This window comes from Citrobacter sp. Cpo040 (assembly GCF_030332915.1).
Lineage (GTDB): Bacteria > Pseudomonadota > Gammaproteobacteria > Enterobacterales > Enterobacteriaceae > Citrobacter > Citrobacter portucalensis.
Genome location: NZ_JAOWGX010000026.1, coordinates 1 through 15,930 on the forward strand (window position 1 = coordinate 1; position 15,930 = coordinate 15,930).

The 15,930-nt window shown below is 51.9% G+C and carries 14 protein-coding genes; 6 read left to right on the forward strand and 8 right to left on the reverse strand.

The window, feature by feature from the left end; translation table 11 throughout:
• Positions 1–215 precede the first annotated feature (215 nt).
• Both OGX86_RS00800 and mdtD read left to right on the forward strand, forming a co-directional pair.
• Entirely contained in the window at positions 216–920 is a 705-nt protein-coding gene (locus tag OGX86_RS00800) for a FadR/GntR family transcriptional regulator (protein ID WP_003023753.1), read from the forward strand.
• A gap of 1 nt (position 921) precedes the next feature.
• Positions 922–2,349, forward strand: coding sequence for a multidrug transporter subunit MdtD (mdtD, locus tag OGX86_RS00805; protein ID WP_008786557.1), 1,428 nt, complete (start codon positions 922–924; stop codon positions 2,347–2,349).
• On the opposite strand, the gene rbsR is transcribed toward mdtD, so the two are convergent.
• The 7 genes from rbsR to kup all read right to left on the reverse strand — a co-directional run bounded on the left by rbsR (position 2,315) and on the right by kup (position 10,261).
• Positions 2,315–3,307: a ribose operon transcriptional repressor RbsR gene (gene rbsR / locus OGX86_RS00810; protein ID WP_003023757.1), complete on the reverse strand. Its 993-nt coding sequence runs from the start codon at positions 3,305–3,307 to the stop codon at positions 2,315–2,317. The genes mdtD and rbsR overlap by 35 nt on opposite strands.
• A gap of 3 nt (positions 3,308–3,310) precedes the next feature.
• Positions 3,311–4,240, reverse strand: coding sequence for a ribokinase (gene rbsK / locus OGX86_RS00815; protein ID WP_003826997.1), 930 nt, complete (start codon positions 4,238–4,240; stop codon positions 3,311–3,313).
• 141 nt (positions 4,241–4,381) lie between these two features.
• Positions 4,382–5,272 (reverse strand): ribose ABC transporter substrate-binding protein RbsB, encoded by an 891-nt coding sequence (gene rbsB, locus OGX86_RS00820; protein WP_003023760.1) that lies wholly within the window; start codon positions 5,270–5,272, stop codon positions 4,382–4,384.
• A gap of 24 nt (positions 5,273–5,296) precedes the next feature.
• Positions 5,297–6,262: a ribose ABC transporter permease gene (rbsC, locus tag OGX86_RS00825; RefSeq protein ID WP_003826999.1), complete on the reverse strand. Its 966-nt coding sequence runs from the start codon at positions 6,260–6,262 to the stop codon at positions 5,297–5,299.
• A gap of 5 nt (positions 6,263–6,267) precedes the next feature.
• A complete protein-coding gene (rbsA, locus tag OGX86_RS00830) occupies positions 6,268–7,773 on the reverse strand; it encodes a ribose ABC transporter ATP-binding protein RbsA (RefSeq protein WP_003023764.1) in 1,506 nt (501 codons plus the stop codon).
• Between the two features lie 7 nt (positions 7,774–7,780).
• Complete coding sequence (rbsD, locus tag OGX86_RS00835; protein WP_286639043.1) at positions 7,781–8,200, reverse strand: D-ribose pyranase; 420 nt, start codon at positions 8,198–8,200, stop codon at positions 7,781–7,783.
• 192 nt (positions 8,201–8,392) lie between these two features.
• Positions 8,393–10,261, reverse strand: a complete 1,869-nt coding sequence (kup, locus tag OGX86_RS00840) for a low affinity potassium transporter Kup (RefSeq protein WP_003827003.1) — start codon at positions 10,259–10,261, stop codon at positions 8,393–8,395.
• Positions 10,262–10,590: 329 nt separating this feature from the next.
• Here kup and ravA point away from each other — a divergent pair, with 329 nt between their 5' ends.
• A complete protein-coding gene (gene ravA, locus OGX86_RS00845) occupies positions 10,591–12,087 on the forward strand; it encodes an ATPase RavA (protein ID WP_020996042.1) in 1,497 nt (498 codons plus the stop codon).
• Positions 12,081–13,532: an ATPase RavA stimulator ViaA gene (gene viaA, locus OGX86_RS00850; protein ID WP_008786554.1), complete on the forward strand. Its 1,452-nt coding sequence runs from the start codon at positions 12,081–12,083 to the stop codon at positions 13,530–13,532. The genes ravA and viaA overlap by 7 nt, the downstream gene beginning before the upstream one ends.
• Positions 13,533–13,535: 3 nt before the next feature.
• Here viaA and asnA read toward each other — a convergent pair whose 3' ends face one another.
• A complete protein-coding gene (asnA, locus tag OGX86_RS00855; protein ID WP_003827009.1) occupies positions 13,536–14,528 on the reverse strand; it encodes an aspartate--ammonia ligase in 993 nt (330 codons plus the stop codon).
• A gap of 151 nt (positions 14,529–14,679) precedes the next feature.
• Between asnA and asnC the strand changes: the two genes are divergently transcribed.
• Both asnC and mioC read left to right on the forward strand, forming a co-directional pair.
• Positions 14,680–15,138 carry a transcriptional regulator AsnC gene (gene asnC, locus OGX86_RS00860; RefSeq protein WP_003023780.1) on the forward strand — a complete coding sequence of 153 codons (459 nt, stop codon included), beginning with the start codon at positions 14,680–14,682 and terminating at the stop codon, positions 15,136–15,138.
• 88 nt (positions 15,139–15,226) lie between these two features.
• Positions 15,227–15,676 carry an FMN-binding protein MioC gene (mioC, locus tag OGX86_RS00865; protein ID WP_136392477.1) on the forward strand — a complete coding sequence of 150 codons (450 nt, stop codon included), beginning with the start codon at positions 15,227–15,229 and terminating at the stop codon, positions 15,674–15,676.
• Positions 15,677–15,930 lie beyond the last annotated feature (254 nt).

Below are 15,930 nucleotides of genomic sequence, written 5' to 3' on the forward strand. Positions count from 1 at the left end.
GCTTGTAATCCGTTGTTCCGTGTCAGTGGAGGCGCATTATAGGGAGTTATTTCAGGCTGACAAGGGGAAATTTAAAATAACTTTCCGAGTGCGTGTTTTTTCACCAAAACAACCATTAACATGCCATAAAATAAGCAAATTGCCGTTTTTGCAGCCGCAATCACACTTCCAGGTGGCATACTAATGAATAAGAAAAAGAGTAAGGAAGAACATTCATGCCGTTAAATGCCCAACAGCTAGCCGCACAGAAAAACTTGTCCTACGTTCTGGCCGAAAAGCTGGCTCAGCGAATATTAAAAGGTGAATACGCGCCGGGTGCGATATTGCCTGGCGAAATAGAGCTGGGCGATCAGTTTGGCGTGAGTCGCACCGCGGTAAGAGAGGCGGTAAAAACATTAACGGCAAAAGGTATGGTATTACCGCGCCCACGTATTGGCACACGCGTCATGCCGCAAGCAAACTGGAACTTCCTTGACCAGGAGCTACTCACCTGGTGGATGACGGAAGATAATTTCCCGCAGGTCATTAAACATTTTCTGGTGATGCGTATCAGTCTGGAACCTCAGGCGTGTTTACTGGCGGCGACCATAGGTACGGCTGAACAGAAAGCGCACCTCAACACGCTGATGGAAGAGATGGTCGAGCTGAAAAGAAACTTCAGACGCGAACGCTGGATTGAGGTTGATATCGCCTGGCATGAGCACATCTATGAAATGAGTGCGAATCCGTTCCTTATATCCTTTGCATCTCTGTTCCATTCGGTTTACCAGACCTACTTTACCTCTATTACCTATAACGATGTGGTGAAACTGGATTTGCACCAGGCCATTGTCGATGCAATAGATGATAACGATGGCGATCGCGCCTTTGCTGCCTGTCAGGCATTGCTGATAGCACCGAACGTGCTACCGGATAAATAATATGTCAGAAAAGAAATCACGCAGTATGGCCGGGCTACCGTGGATAGCAGCCATGGCCTTTTTTATGCAGGCACTAGACGCCACGATCCTCAATACCGCCCTACCCGCAATAGCACATAGTCTTAACCGCTCTCCACTCGCCATGCAGTCGGCCATTATCAGCTATACCCTGACTGTCGCGATGCTGATCCCGGTAAGTGGTTGGCTGGCAGACCGATTTGGTACCCGACGCGTCTTTATGATTGCCGTTAGCCTGTTTACGTTGGGATCGCTGGCCTGCGCGCTGTCCAGTTCCTTAAGCGAGCTGGTGATTTTCCGTGTCATTCAGGGGATCGGTGGCGCCATGATGATGCCCGTTGCCCGTCTGGCGTTATTGCGTGCTTACCCCCGCAGCGAACTGCTTCCCGTGCTTAACTTCGTCACCATGCCAGGACTTGTGGGGCCGATTTTAGGTCCGGTATTGGGCGGTGTACTGGTTACATGGGCCAGTTGGCACTGGATCTTCCTGATTAATATTCCAATTGGCATTGCCGGTATCTTCTATGCCCGCAAATATATGCCGAACTTCACCACGCCACGCCGCGGTTTTGATATGACCGGTTTCTTTCTGTTTGGTTTGAGCCTGGTGTTGTTTTCCAGCGGCGTTGAATTGTTCGGTGAGAAGCTTGTCGAGACCTGGGTCGCACTCGGTATTATTCTTGCCAGTGTGTTGTTACTACTCGCCTATATTCGCCATGCGCGTCGCCACCCAACGCCGCTGATATCGCTTCCGATATTTAAGACTCGGACCTTTTCTGTTGGGATCGCCGGAAACCTCGCCACTCGCCTGGGCACAGGCTGCGTGCCCTTCTTAATGCCGCTGATGTTGCAGGTAGGATTTGGATATCCGGCTCTGATAGCCGGCTGCATGATGGCGCCAACAGCGTTGGGTTCAATTCTGGCAAAATCCATGGTGACGCAGGTTCTGCGCAAACTCGGCTACAGGACCACATTGGTGGGTGTTACGGTATTTATCGGCCTGATGATTGCGCAGTTCGCTTTGCAATCTCCTGCCATGCCGATCTGGATGCTAATCCTGCCGTTGTTCATTTTAGGTATGGCGATGTCCACCCAGTTTACTTCAATGAATACCATCACTCTGGCGGATCTGACCGATGAAAATGCCAGCAGCGGCAACAGCGTATTGGCTGTTACTCAGCAGTTATCAATCAGTTTAGGGGTTGCCATCAGCGCCGCCGTTCTGCGTATCTATGAAGGTATGGAAGGAACCAATACGGTCGAACAGTTCCACTACACCTTTATGACGATGGGCGCTATCACGGTAATATCCGCGCTGATGTTCATGCTGCTAAAAGCCAAAGATGGACGTAACCTGATCAAAGATCGGCACAAACCTAAACCGACCCCCGCTCCATCAGAACAGGAGTAAGCTGCAAACGCTGTTGCTGTAATGCGGGCTGCGCCATCCGGTGAATTAATACATCGATGGCCAGTTCGCCCAATTCATCTTTTGGTTGGTGGATGGTCGTCAGGGGCGGCGTCATATAGCGCGCCAGCTCGATATCATCGTAACCCACCACAGCCATATCCTGCGGAATGCGCAATCCTGACTGGTACAGAGCCTGATACGCGCCAACTGCCATTGCATCATTGCCGGTAAAAACAGCCTGCGGTCGCTGTTTATGCGACAGCAACGTTTGCATAGCTTCAAAGCCGCCGCCGAACTCAAAGTCACCGGTAATCTCGTAGCCTTCCGGGACAGGCAACCCCGCCCGCTTCATTGCTGCCCGATATCCTTCCAGACGCAAACGCGCCGGGGTTTTATCCAGCGGCCCGGTGATGCAGGCAATGCGCGTAAAACCTTTTTCGATAAGATGTTGCGTGGCTAAATCCCCGCCCAGCAAGGAGTTATCCTGAATCAGATCGCTTTCACCATCAAAAGGCGACCAGTCCATCATCACGGTCGGTATAGAAGGATAACGCTGCATTATCTCTCTGGAAGGCTGATGTGTTTCGGTGCAGAGCAGCAACAAGCCGTCCACACGTTTTTGCATCAGAGTTTCCAGGTTACGGTTCATGCGCTGTTCATCGCCTTCGGTATTGCACAGCACCAGGCTGTAGCCGCGCTCAAAACAGCTACGTTCAACGCCGCGCACTAGTTCAGAATAGAAGGGATTGGTACTGGCAGTGATTAACATGCCAATCGTGCGGGTCTGGTTTAACTTGAGGCTACGCGCCAGCGCGGAGGGCGCGTAGTTAAGCGCTTTAATTGCAGCTTCTACTTTGTCAGTGACGGACTCACTGACAAAGCGATCTTTATTAATGACGTGAGAAACCGTCGACGTGGAAACACCCGCCAGGCGGGCGACGTCCTTCATTGTAGCCAAGCGTTACCTCTGTTGACTTAAAAACGCTTCTATTTCTTCGCGCCACGGAACGGAAGGCTGTGCGCCTTTACGGGTAACCGCAATCGCCGCAGCGGCATGCGCAAAACGGATCGCTTCAGGCAGCGGAGTCTCTTCCAGCAACGCCGTAATTAACGCGCCATTAAAGGTGTCTCCAGCGGCAATAGTATCAACGGCTTCCACTTTAAAACCGGGCACACGCTGTCCTTCGCCATTAACGCTGGCCCACACACCGCGACTACCTAAAGTAATCAGTACAGTATGGATACCTTTAGCGTGCAATGCCTGCGCCGCTTTGGCCGCGTCTTCATCATTTTCGACCCGGATCCCCGTCAGCTTTTCAGCCTCGGTTTCATTCGGGGTAATAATATCCACCAGCGCCAGCAGTTCATCAGAAAGTTCACGTGCCGGTGCCGGGTTCAGGGCGACCATGGTCTTATTTTGATGTGCAATCTTTGCTGCAGTCAGTACGCTTTCGATCGGCGATTCTAACTGCATAAGTAAGGCGGACGCCTGAGCAATACGCTCATGCTGTGCTTCCACCAACGCTGGCGAAAGAGCTGCGTTCGCTCCGGCATGAATGCCGATAACGTTCTCACCTTCACCATTCACAAAAATCAACGCCACACCGGTCGATTCCCCCGAAATTACGCTAATCGGCGCAATATCGATGTTATCTTTGGCTAACTGTTTACGCACACTTTCGCCAATATCATCATCGCCCGTACAGGCAATGAATGCGATATTCGCGCCACTACGACCCGCAGCAACAGCCTGATTCGCGCCTTTACCGCCAAATGCGACCTGATAATGGCTACCTGTTACGGTTTCACCAGGTGTCGGGAAAGAGTTAAGGTTAAGGATGTGATCGGCATTGATACTGCCAAGAACAACGAGGTTGCCTGCGGTTTTCATATTTGGTGTTCCAAGTCAAAGTGCGCCACCGGGTTAGGGTGGCGCGTGCCCTGCTTTTCTTTTTACGCTTTCATCCCCAAAATCAGATACGGGGATGGCGTATTTATGTCTCCATCAGGCCGCGAGCGACCTGAATCGGTATTACTGCTTGATGACCAGCTTCAGGTCAACCGGATATTTAGCCTGAACCTTCTCGCCTTTCAGGACTTTATCCGCAGTCTCAACGCCTTTCGCGCCGATCTGATCCGGCAACTGAGCAATGGTCGCAGCCAGTTTGCCATCATTTACTGCTTTTTCGCCATCTGGAGTGCCGTCAAATCCAACCACCATCACATCAGATTTACCCGCGGTTTGCAGTGCGCGCAGCGCACCCAGCGCCATTTCATCGTTCTGGGCAAATACGGCCTGCACATCAGGATGCGCGGTCAGCAGGTTCTGCATGACGTTCAGACCTTTGGTGCGGTCGAAGTCTGCCGGCTGGCTGGCCAGGACGTTAAATTTGTGTGCCGCAACGGCCTGCTGGAAACCTTCGCCACGCTCACGCGCCGCTGAAGTTCCGGCAATCCCTTGCAGTTCGATAACTTTCGCGCCTTCACCTGCTTTCTTCGCGATGTAATCACCCGCAATTTTGCCACCCAACACGTTATCAGACGCGATGTGGCTTACCACTTCGCCTTTGGAGGCAACACGGTCAAGGGTAATAACCGGAATTTTTGCCTGGTTAGCCATCTTCACAGCATTACCAACGGCATCAGAGTCAGTCGGGTTGATCAGCAGAATTTTAGTTCCACGAACCGTTAAGTCCTGAACGTTAGCCAGCTCTTTCGCCGGGTTGTTCTGCGAGTCCAGAATCACCAGGTTGTAACCCAGCTTATCCGCCTCTTTTTGCGCCCCATCCTTCAGAGAAACAAAGAACGGGTTGTTGAGGGTGGAGACCACCAGCGCAATGGTATCTTTCGCCATCGCATTCGCGCTCACGGTGGCGCTCAGCGCAACAGCAGAAACCAGGGTAGCCAGTTTTTTCATGTTCATATTTAAGATGTCCTGTAATCGTTGTTACTGCTTTTTGTTGTCTACCAGTACCGCCAGCAAAATCACCACCGCTTTGACGATCATCTGGTAATAGGAGGATACACCTAACAAATTCAAACCATTATTGAGGAAACCAAGAATCAATGCGCCGATCAGCGTCCCAACAATACGTCCTTTACCACCCGCCAGGCTGGTACCGCCTAACACCACCGCTGCGATAGCATCCAGCTCATAGCCAGTACCTGCTGTTGGTTGCGCAGAGGAGAGGCGCGCGACTTCAATGATGCCCGCCAGCGATGCCAGCAGACCGCACAGTGAGTAAACGATAATTTTGATTTTACTGACGCTGATACCGGACAAACGCGTTGCCGCTTCGTTACCGCCCAGCGCGTAGATATAACGGCCCAGACGAGTGTGGTGCAGCATGTACCACGCCGCGAGGAAGACAATCCCCATGATCCACACTGGCGTAGGGATGCCTAACGGACGACCAATACCAAACCAGCCAAACAGATCGGCATTGTCAGTAAATCCGGTATTAACCGGACTGCCGTTGGTGTACACCATGGTCACGCCGCGCAGCAACAGCATCATCACCAGCGTTGCAATAAACGCCTGCACCCGGCCTTTCGCAACAATCACCCCGGTGACTGCGCCAATGGCAGCGCCGAGCGCCAGGGCTGCAGCAACAGCCACCAGCGCATTGACCTCAATCCCTACAATTGAAGCCGCAACCGCGCCGGTAAGCGCCAGCAAGGAACCGACGGACAGATCGATACCCGACGTCAGGATGACCAGCGTCATGCCAACAGCCATGATGGCGTTCACCGACGTTTGCTGGAGAATGTTGAACAGGTTATTAACGGTAAAAAAGTTAGGGCTCATGGTGGAAACAATCGCGATCAGCACTAACAGAGCGATGAGCGACTTTTGCTCCAGAAGCCATGCTTTAGTGAAATAACGGCGACCAGAAACAGCCTGGGTAGTCATCTTTTTTACTCCTGATTCACGCGATTAAGCTTGCCCACAGCGGCAGCCATTAATACTTCCTGAGTGGCCTGCTCGCGAGTGAACTCACCGCCGAGATGCCCTTCATGCATAACGATAATTCTATCGCTCATGCCCAATACTTCTGGCATCTCAGAGGAGACCAGAATGATACTCAGTCCGTCAGCCTTAAACTGGTTGATAAGCTGATAGATTTCTTTCTTAGCCCCAACGTCAACGCCGCGCGTTGGTTCATCAAGGATCAGCACTTTTGGCCGGGTCATCAGACCGCGCGCAATCGCCACTTTCTGCTGGTTACCACCGGAAAGCAGGCCGATAGCCTGTTCCATTGATGGTGTTTTAACATTGAACAGACGAATAAAATCACCCACCGCCTGCTGCTCATCTTTATGTTTCAGGCTTCCACCGGCGCGGCTGAAATAACGCAGCGCGGTCAGTGACATGTTCTCTTTCACCGACATACCCAGCACTAAGCCATCGCGTTTACGGTCTTCAGAAATATAGACGATGCCGTTAGCCAACCCATCCTGCGGCGAACGGGTAACCACTTCATGGCCATCAAGCGTGACGTAACCGCTGGTGCGCGGCAATGCGCCGTACAACACTTTCATCAGTTCGGTACGTCCGGCCCCCATCAGCCCGGATACGCCAAGGATCTCGCCTTTACGCAGCGTGAACGAGACATCGTTTACGCCAGGACCGCACAGGTTATCGACCTTCAGGCGAATATCACCCGGCGCTTTTTCCAGGCGCGGGTACTGATCTTCCAGCTTACGTCCCACCATCATTTCAATCAGCGAGTCTTCAGTCAGCGAGGCAACTTCACGTTCGGCAATAAACTGCCCGTCACGGAAGACTGTTACGTCGTCGCAAATCTCGAAGATCTCTTTCATACGGTGAGAAATATAGACAATGCCGCGTCCCTGGGATTTCAGTTCGCGGATGACGCGGAACAGGGATTCGGTTTCGGTATCGGTGAGGGCATCCGTCGGTTCATCCATAATGATGACCTTCGATTCAAAGCTCAGCACTTTGGCTATTTCGACCATCTGCTGATCGCCAATCGACAGCTCACCAACCAGTCTGTCGCTTTTAAAGCGCAGATTCAGTTTGGCGAGCAGCAGATCGGCTTCGGCGTACATCTTCTTCCAGTCAATTTTGCCAAAGCGATTCACAAACTCGCGGCCAAGAAAAATGTTCTCGGCGATAGTGAGTTGCGGGATCAGGTTCAGCTCCTGGTGGATGATACCGATTCCGGCTTCCTGGGAGGATTTCGGGCCGTTAAAGGTGGTCTCTTTCCCCAGCCACAATAAAGAACCGGCATCACGGGTATAGATCCCGGTCAGTACTTTCATCATGGTGGATTTGCCCGCGCCGTTTTCGCCCACCAGCGCCATCACGCGGCCAGGGTAGACATTCAGCGCAGCGCCGGATAGCGCTTTTACGCCCGGGAACGCTTTATCGATCCCTTTGAGTTGCAGTAATGCGTTCATGATGGCCTCAGAACGTGACGCCAGCACTGAGAATGATATTCGCATACGGAGAACATTCTCCGCTGCGAATTACCGCCTGACTGTCTGCGGTTTGTTTTTTGAATTGTTCATGCGTGGTGTAACGAATTTCTATGGTGTTTCCCTGGTGTTGTTGCAGTTGCTCAATGTGGCTGAGCAACGTTTCGTGGAGTTGCGGATTATGTTGTTTAATTTCCGACGCGAGAATGGCCGCCTCGACCTGCATTTCACGTGTGACCACATCCAGTACCTGCATAAAAGAAGGTACGCCCTGGGTTAATGCCATATCAATACGCGTTGTGCTGTTCGGGATGGGTAAACCTGCATCACACACCACCAGCGTATCGGTATGCCCCAGACGGGAGATCACCGTTGAAATTTCAGAGTTGAGTACCGCGCCTTTCTTCATTTTCTTTCCCCACTAGCGAAACGTTTCGCTGGAGATAAGTGTAGTGCGAAGAGTGGACAGAAAACCACCGCGACGTTACGAAAATGTGATCGTCATCGAAACGTTTCGCAAGGATCATCATTTGATGAAATGAAAACTGAGAGGGGCAAAACAAAACGCCCCCTTTCGCGATGAAAGAGGGCGTCGAGGAGATTAAATCTCTACCTGAGTACCAAGCTCAATAACCCGGTTCGGTGGGATTTCAAACTGGTCCGGCGCGCGCAGCGCGTTGCGCTGTAGCAGCAGATACAGCTTGCCGCGCAGACGCAGGTACCATGGCCGCTTGCCAACAATCAACGACTCATGCGACATAAAGAAAGAGGTTTCCATCATTCGACAGCTTAAACCTTCCAGACCGCAGCGATGGAACACTTCCTCAACGTTCGGCGTTTCACGCCAACCGTAGCTAGCCACCACGCGCCAGAAGGTGGGCGATAACTGCTCGATCTGCACCCTACGCACGTTGTGAACATAGGGCGCATCTTCCGTGCGCAGCGTCAGCAGAATAACGCGCTCATGCAGCACCTTGTTATGCTTGAGGTTATGCAGAAGCGCAAACGGGATGACGTTCAGTGCGCGGGACATATACACCGCCGTTCCCGGCACGCGTACCGGTGGCGATTTCTCCAGAGAAGCAATCATCGCCTCCAGAGAGTTCCCGTGCTCATGCATGCGACGCAGCAGACGGAAGCGTTCGCTTTTCCAGGTGGTCATGATGGTGAACATCACCAGACCCAGCGTCAGAGGCAGCCAACCGCCGGAAATAAGCTTATCGAGGTTCGCGGAGAACAGCGGAACATCGACGCACAAGAACGCCACCAGGATCAGGAAGACGAAGTATTTATTCCAGTGCCAGTTTTTGCGCGCCACGGTGGTCGACAGAATTGAAGTCAGTACCATCGTCCCCGTTACCGCAATCCCATACGCCGCGGCAAGGTTACTGGAGTGTTCAAAGCTCACTATCACGATAACTACCGCAAAATAGAGCATCCAGTTAACGAAAGGAATGTAAATCTGGCCCGATTCCATTTCCGAGGTATGGATGATACGCATCGGCGATAAATACCCCAGACGTACGGCCTGACGCGTCAGCGAGAAGACGCCGGAGATAACCGCCTGAGAGGCGATGACCGTTGCCAGCGCGGCGAGGATCAACAATGGAATTAATGCCCAGTCCGGCGCCAGCAGGAAAAACGGGTTTTTGATCGCTTCAGGATGCTTTAACAGCAACGCGCCCTGCCCAAAATAGTTCAGCACCAGTGAAGGCAATACAACTGAGAACCATGCCAGACGAATCGGCAATTTACCGAAGTGGCCCATATCCGCATACAGCGCTTCAACACCGGTAATCGACAGCACCACCGCACCCAGCGCGATAAAGGACAGCGTTTTGAATTCGAGGAAGAAATGCACCGCCCAATACGGATTGAGCGCCTGCAGCACTTCCGGATTGCCAATAATACTGCGCACGCCTAATACCGCGAGCGTCAGGAACCATAGCAGCATAATCGGCGCAAACAGCTTACCGACCATACCGGTACCGTGTTTTTGAATCAAAAACAGCAGGGTCAGCACAATTATCGAGAGCGGAACAATCCAGGTATCCAGTTGCGGGGCAACTATCTCCAGACCTTCAATTGCAGACATCACCGAAATGGCTGGCGTAATCACCACTTCACCATAGAAGAAGCTGCCGCCTATCAATCCCATAATGACCAACATGGAGGTTGTTCGCGCCGAGGTATTGCGCCCGGCCAATGACATCAGCGTCAGGATCCCGCCTTCTCCGGCGTTATCTGCGCGCATGACAAACGTCAGGTATTTAATGGAGACAACAAAGATCAGCAGCCAGAAAATCAGCGAGAGAAAACCAAATACAGCATCACGTTCAACGCCAAAACCAAACTGGCCGGACAAACATTCACGAAGCGTATAAAGTGGGCTGGTACCAATATCACCGTAGACAACCCCAATGGCCGCAAGGGTAATCGCAGACAATGATTGTTTATTATCAGTGCTCATAGACTCGTCTTTCGTTTATACACATCATCTTTCAAGCCACTCCGTATGGGCTGCATTCGTTATTCCCCCCATCCCAGAAGAAAACTCCATTGCCGCCTTGGTGCAGCTTGATTGATTTGGTGTATATATAAGAAATGTGTGCGTCGTCCCTTGGCCCACAAAAAGGCGCACAGTATGCACGATTAATCACAAAATCGTACCCCTAAATGAGACCAGATTAATCTGGCTCAAAGAAAAATAAGCGCACCTTCAGTCTATTACTGCAATGGTGTGAAGCATCTATACTCGCAGTTTATGCAGTACATTTGGCGAAAGGACGCCACTTCATTATGGCTCACCCACATTTATTAGCGGAAAGAATTTCCCGTCTGAGCAATGCGCTGGAAAAGGGACTTTATGAACGTAGCCACGCCATTCGTCTGTGTCTGCTGGCAGCACTCAGCGGCGAGAGCGTTTTCTTATTAGGCCCCCCGGGGATCGCAAAAAGCTTAATTGCCCGCCGACTGAAGTTTGCCTTCCAAAACGCACGCGCTTTTGAATACCTGATGACGCGCTTCTCTACGCCCGAAGAGGTGTTTGGTCCGCTGTCCATTCAGGCGTTAAAAGACGAAGGTCGCTATGAACGCTTAACGGCGGGCTATCTTCCTGAAGCTGAAATCGTTTTTCTCGATGAAATCTGGAAAGCAGGCCCGGCAATTCTTAACACCCTGTTGACCGCCATTAACGAACGTCACTTCCGTAACGGCGCGTATGAAGAAAAAATTCCGATGCGTCTGCTGGTGGCGGCTTCCAACGAACTGCCTGAAGCCGACAGCAGCCTGGAAGCGCTGTACGACCGTATGCTGATTCGGCTGTGGCTGGATAAAGTTCAGGACAAGGCCAATTTCCGCTCCATGCTGTTAAGTCAGCAGGATGAAAGCGACAATCCGGTCCCGGCATCATTGCAGGTGACGGATGAAGAGTATCACCAGTGGCAAAAAGACATTGGTGCGATCAAGCTTCCCGATCGCGTGTTTGAGCTCATTTTCACGCTGCGCCAGCAGTTGGACGTGTTACCGAATGCACCTTATGTGTCCGATCGTCGCTGGAAAAAAGCGATCCGCTTACTCCAGGCCAGCGCTTTCTTTAGCGGACGCGATGCGGTAGTACCTATCGACCTGATCCTGCTGAAAGATTGCCTGTGGTACGACGCACAAAGCCTGAATCTGATGCAACAGCAGCTTGAAATATTGATGACCGGACACGCCTGGCAACAGCAAGCCATGCTGACGCGCCTGGGCAGCATTGTGCAGCGCCGCATTCAGCTCCAGCAGCAGCAAAGCGATAAAACGGCGTTCACGGTGATCCGCCAGGGCGGAATGTTCAGCCGTCGTCCTCATTATGATTTACCGCCAGAAGCCTCGTCTTCTGTCGTGACATTACTGCTGCAAAAGCCTTTAAAACTGCATGATATGGAGGTTATCCATATAGCTTTCGAACGTGGCGCGCTGGAACTGTGGCTAACAAAAGGTGGTGAGATCCGCGGAAAACTAAACGGGATCGGCTTTGCCCAAACGCTGAATATGGAAGTCGATAGCGCACAGCATCTGGTTGTACGCGATGTCAGTTTACAAGGTTCTCGCCTGGCGCTGCCGGGTGCTTCGCAAGAGAGTATGCCCGCAGAGATAAAACAGGAGCTTGAAGCGCTCGATAATGAGTGGCATCAGCAGCACAGCGCATTCAGCGAACAGCAAAAATGCCTGTTTATTCATAGCGACTGGTTAGGCCGCATTGAGGCCAGCCTGCAGGATGTCGGGGCGCAAATCCGCCAGGCGCAACAATGCTGACCCTTGATACGCTCAACATCATGCTGGCAGTCAGCGAAGAGGCGATGATCGAAGAGATGATCGTCGCCCTGCTGGCTTCCCCAAAGATGGTGGTATTTTTTAAAAAATTTCCTCGCCTTAAAAAAGCGATCACTGACGACATTCCCCGCTGGCGTGAATCATTGCGTAGCCGCCTCAAAGATACCCATGTACCGCCGGAGCTGATGGAGGAGGTTATGTGCTATCAACAAAGCCAGCTCCTCTCTCATGCGCAGTTTATCGTTCAGCTACCGCAAATATTATCCCTATTGCACCGCCTCCATTCGCCCTGGGCCGGACAAGCGCAGCAACTGGTCAATGACAACAGCACCTTTACGCCCGCCCTACATACGCTTTTTCTCCAGCGCTGGCGCCTGAGCCTGGTGGTGCAAACCACAACGCTGAATCAGCAACTGCTGGAAGAAGAGCGCGAGCATTTGCTCAGTGAAGTACAAGAACGGATGACCCTCAGCGGGCAACTGGAACCTGTACTGGCAGAAAATGACAACGCAGCAGGCCGGTTGTGGGATATGAGCGCGGGCCAAATCAAGCGCGGTGATTATCAGTTGATGGTGAAATACGGCGAATTTCTGACGCAACAACCCGAACTCCAGCGCCTGGCCGAGCAGTTAGGTCGTTCCAGAGAGGCGAAATCCGTGCCGCGTAAAGATGCGCCAATGGAAACCTTCCGTACCCTGGTGCGCGAACCTGCAACCGTCCCGGAGCAGGTGGATGGCATCCAGCAAAGTGACGATATCCTGCGCCTGCTACCGCCAGAGCTGGCCACGCTGGGCATTACCGAACTGGAATACGAGTTCTACCGACGGCTGGTGGAAAAGCAACTGCTCACCTACCGCCTGCACGGCGAAGCATGGCGTGAGAAAGTAACGGAACGTCCGGTGGTGCATCAGGATTTTGACGAGCAGCCGCGCGGGCCTTTTATCGTCTGCGTTGATACCTCGGGATCGATGGGTGGATTTAATGAGCAGTGTGCGAAAGCCTTTTGTCTGGCGCTAATGCGCGTTGCCCTTGCCGATAACCGGCGCTGTTTCATTATGCTGTTTTCAACAGAAGTGGTGCGCTATGAGCTTTCCGGTCCGGAGGGCATCGAACAGGCTATCCGCTTTTTAAGTCAGCGCTTTCGTGGTGGCACTGATATTGCCAGCTGTTTTCGCGCCATAATTGAGCGCATGCAGGGTCGGGAATGGTTTGATGCCGATGCGGTGGTGATCTCAGATTTTATCGCTCAGCGATTGCCCGATGAGGTCGTCAATAAAGTGGGTGAATTACAGCGGGTGCACCAGCACCGTTTTCACGCGGTGGCGATGTCAGCACATGGCAAACCCGGCATCATGCGCATTTTCGATCATATCTGGCGCTTTGATACCGGGATGCGAAGCCGCCTGCTCAGACGCTGGCGGCGTTAATTGTTACAGCAGAGAAGCAACGCTTTCACGTACCTGGGCCGGCCATACGCCACACTGAACCTGACCAATGTGCGGTAATTGCAGCAACAGCATGGTCAGACGCGACTGCCCAATGCCGCCACCAATTGTCTGCGGCATTTCACCGCGCAGCAGCGCCTGGTGCCACTCCAGACTCAGGCGATCTTCATCACCGGTCAGAGACAGCTGGTGTTTCAGGGCGTCAGCATCCACACGGATCCCCATAGAAGACAGCTCAAACGCATCTTCCAGAACCGGGTTCCAGACCAGAATATCACCGTTCAGACCGGCATGACCCAGCTCGGACGCTGAACTCCAGTCATCATAATCGGGCGCACGTACGTCATGACGGTGACCGTCACTGAGCTTACCGCCGATCCCCACCAGGAATACCGCACCCAGCTCTTTAGCGATCGCACGTTCACGACCTTTTGCATCAAGATCCGGATAACGAGATAACAGCTCCTGGCTATGAACAAAGTGGATCTGCTCTGGCAGGAACGGTGCCAGACCAAACTCTTTGCTAACCGCAGCTTCGGTGGCCTTAATTCCCGCCCAGATAGCCTCTACCGTGCTTTTCAGAGTGGAGAATTGACGCTCACCGTCGCCCATCACGCGCTCCCAGTCCCACTGGTCAACGTACACTGAGTGCAATGGGGAGAGGCGATCTTCATCGGGACGCAGGGCTTTCATGTGCGTGTACAGCCCCTCGCCTGCGCTAAAGTCGTGTTGTCCTAACGTTTGACGCTTCCACTTCGCCAGTGAATGAACCACTTCGAATTGAGCGTCTGGCAATGCTTTAACCTTCACCTGCACCGCTTTCTCACAGCCCGACAAGTTATCCTGCGTGCCATCTCCAACGCGGCTGAGGATCGGCGCCTGAACTTCGATCAGGCCTAAACGCTCTTCCAGCTGGCGAGAAAAATGAGATTTTACGAAGCTAATTTGACGTTGTTTGGCAATGTAAGCGGTTTTCATTATGTGTACTCCTGTGTCCTGTTGCCTATGATTAAGCAACAGAATGGAGGTAATATTCAATAATCAACAAACAAAAAGCCGACTTCGATTTTGATTCGTTAAAAATTACGTCTAAAATAGAGGGAATCATTAATCTACATAAGAAAAACCTATGGAAAATTATCAGATCGACAATCTGGACCGCGGCATTCTTGACGCCTTAATGGAAAATGCTCGTACCGCCTACGCAGAATTAGCCAAACAGTTCGGCGTCAGCCCAGGAACAATTCACGTTCGCGTAGAAAAGATGAAGCAGGCGGGGATTATTACCGGCGCGCGGATTGATGTCAGTCCCAAACAATTGGGTTATGACGTCGGCTGCTTTATCGGCATCATCCTGAAAAGTGCGAAAGACTATCCGTCAGCGCTGGCCAGACTGGAAAGCCTCGATGAAGTGACCGAAGCGTATTACACCACCGGGCACTACAGCATCTTTATTAAGGTGATGTGCAAGTCGATCGACGCATTGCAGCAGGTACTTATCAACAAGATCCAAACAATTGACGAAATTCAGTCCACGGAAACGCTGATCGTCCTGCAAAACCCGATCATGCGCACCATCAAGCCATGATCGGTTTTTTTAATCCCCTATTTTTCCACAGGTAGATCCCAGCTCGCTCACAGCGTACAATACGCCCTCTTTATAAAGGTGGGCGATCATGGCAGACATCACTCTTATCAGCGGTAGTACGCTTGGCAGTGCGGAATATGTAGCAGAGCATCTGGCTGAAAAGCTGGACGACGCCGGTTTTTCCAGCGAAATACTGCATGGGCCAATGCTTGAAGAGGTTCCGACTGACGGAATGTGGCTGATTATCAGCTCCACGCACGGTGCGGGAGATATTCCTGACAACCTGCAGCCTTTATATGATGCGTTACGCGAGCAAAAGCCGGACCTGTCACTAGTGCGCTTTGGTGCAATCGGGATCGGCAGTCGTGAATATGACACCTTTTGCGGCGCAATCGACAAGCTGGAAGCCGAATTGAAGGCCTGTGGGGCAAAACAGATCGGCGAAACTCTCAGGATCAACGTGCTGGAACATGAAATTCCGGAAGATCCGGCTGAAATTTGGCTGGGATCGTGGCATCCGTTGCTCAGAGATTTGTAAAGATCGTACTTTTTTATGTGGATAACTCTGGTTAAAAGCTTGGATCAACCGGTAGTTATCCCAAGAACAACCGTTGTTCAGTTTTTGAGTTGTGTATAACCCTTCATTCTGATCCCAGCTTATACGGACCAGGATCACCGATCATTCACAGCTAATGATCCTCAGCAACCTGTTGATCTTACTTAAAGGATCGTCCTTATCCACAGAAAGGTGCGATCCTAATAAGAGATCACAATAAAACAGATCTCTAAATA

Coding starts and splice junctions, on each gene's coding strand:
- OGX86_RS00800 (WP_003023753.1), top strand. CDS start 216: ATGCCGTTAAATGCCCAACAGCTAGCCGCACAGAAAAACTTGTCCTAC.
- mdtD (WP_008786557.1), top strand. CDS start 922: ATGTCAGAAAAGAAATCACGCAGTATGGCCGGGCTACCGTGGATAGCA.
- rbsK (WP_003826997.1), bottom strand. CDS start 4,240: ATGAAAACCGCAGGCAACCTCGTTGTTCTTGGCAGTATCAATGCCGAT.
- rbsB (WP_003023760.1), bottom strand. CDS start 5,272: ATGAACATGAAAAAACTGGCTACCCTGGTTTCTGCTGTTGCGCTGAGC.
- rbsC (WP_003826999.1), bottom strand. CDS start 6,262: ATGACTACCCAGGCTGTTTCTGGTCGCCGTTATTTCACTAAAGCATGG.
- rbsA (WP_003023764.1), bottom strand. CDS start 7,773: ATGAACGCATTACTGCAACTCAAAGGGATCGATAAAGCGTTCCCGGGC.
- rbsD (WP_286639043.1), bottom strand. CDS start 8,200: ATGAAGAAAGGCGCGGTACTCAACTCTGAAATTTCAACGGTGATCTCC.
- kup (WP_003827003.1), bottom strand. CDS start 10,261: ATGAGCACTGATAATAAACAATCATTGTCTGCGATTACCCTTGCGGCC.
- ravA (WP_020996042.1), top strand. CDS start 10,591: ATGGCTCACCCACATTTATTAGCGGAAAGAATTTCCCGTCTGAGCAAT.
- viaA (WP_008786554.1), top strand. CDS start 12,081: ATGCTGACCCTTGATACGCTCAACATCATGCTGGCAGTCAGCGAAGAG.
- asnA (WP_003827009.1), bottom strand. CDS start 14,528: ATGAAAACCGCTTACATTGCCAAACAACGTCAAATTAGCTTCGTAAAA.
- asnC (WP_003023780.1), top strand. CDS start 14,680: ATGGAAAATTATCAGATCGACAATCTGGACCGCGGCATTCTTGACGCC.
- mioC (WP_136392477.1), top strand. CDS start 15,227: ATGGCAGACATCACTCTTATCAGCGGTAGTACGCTTGGCAGTGCGGAA.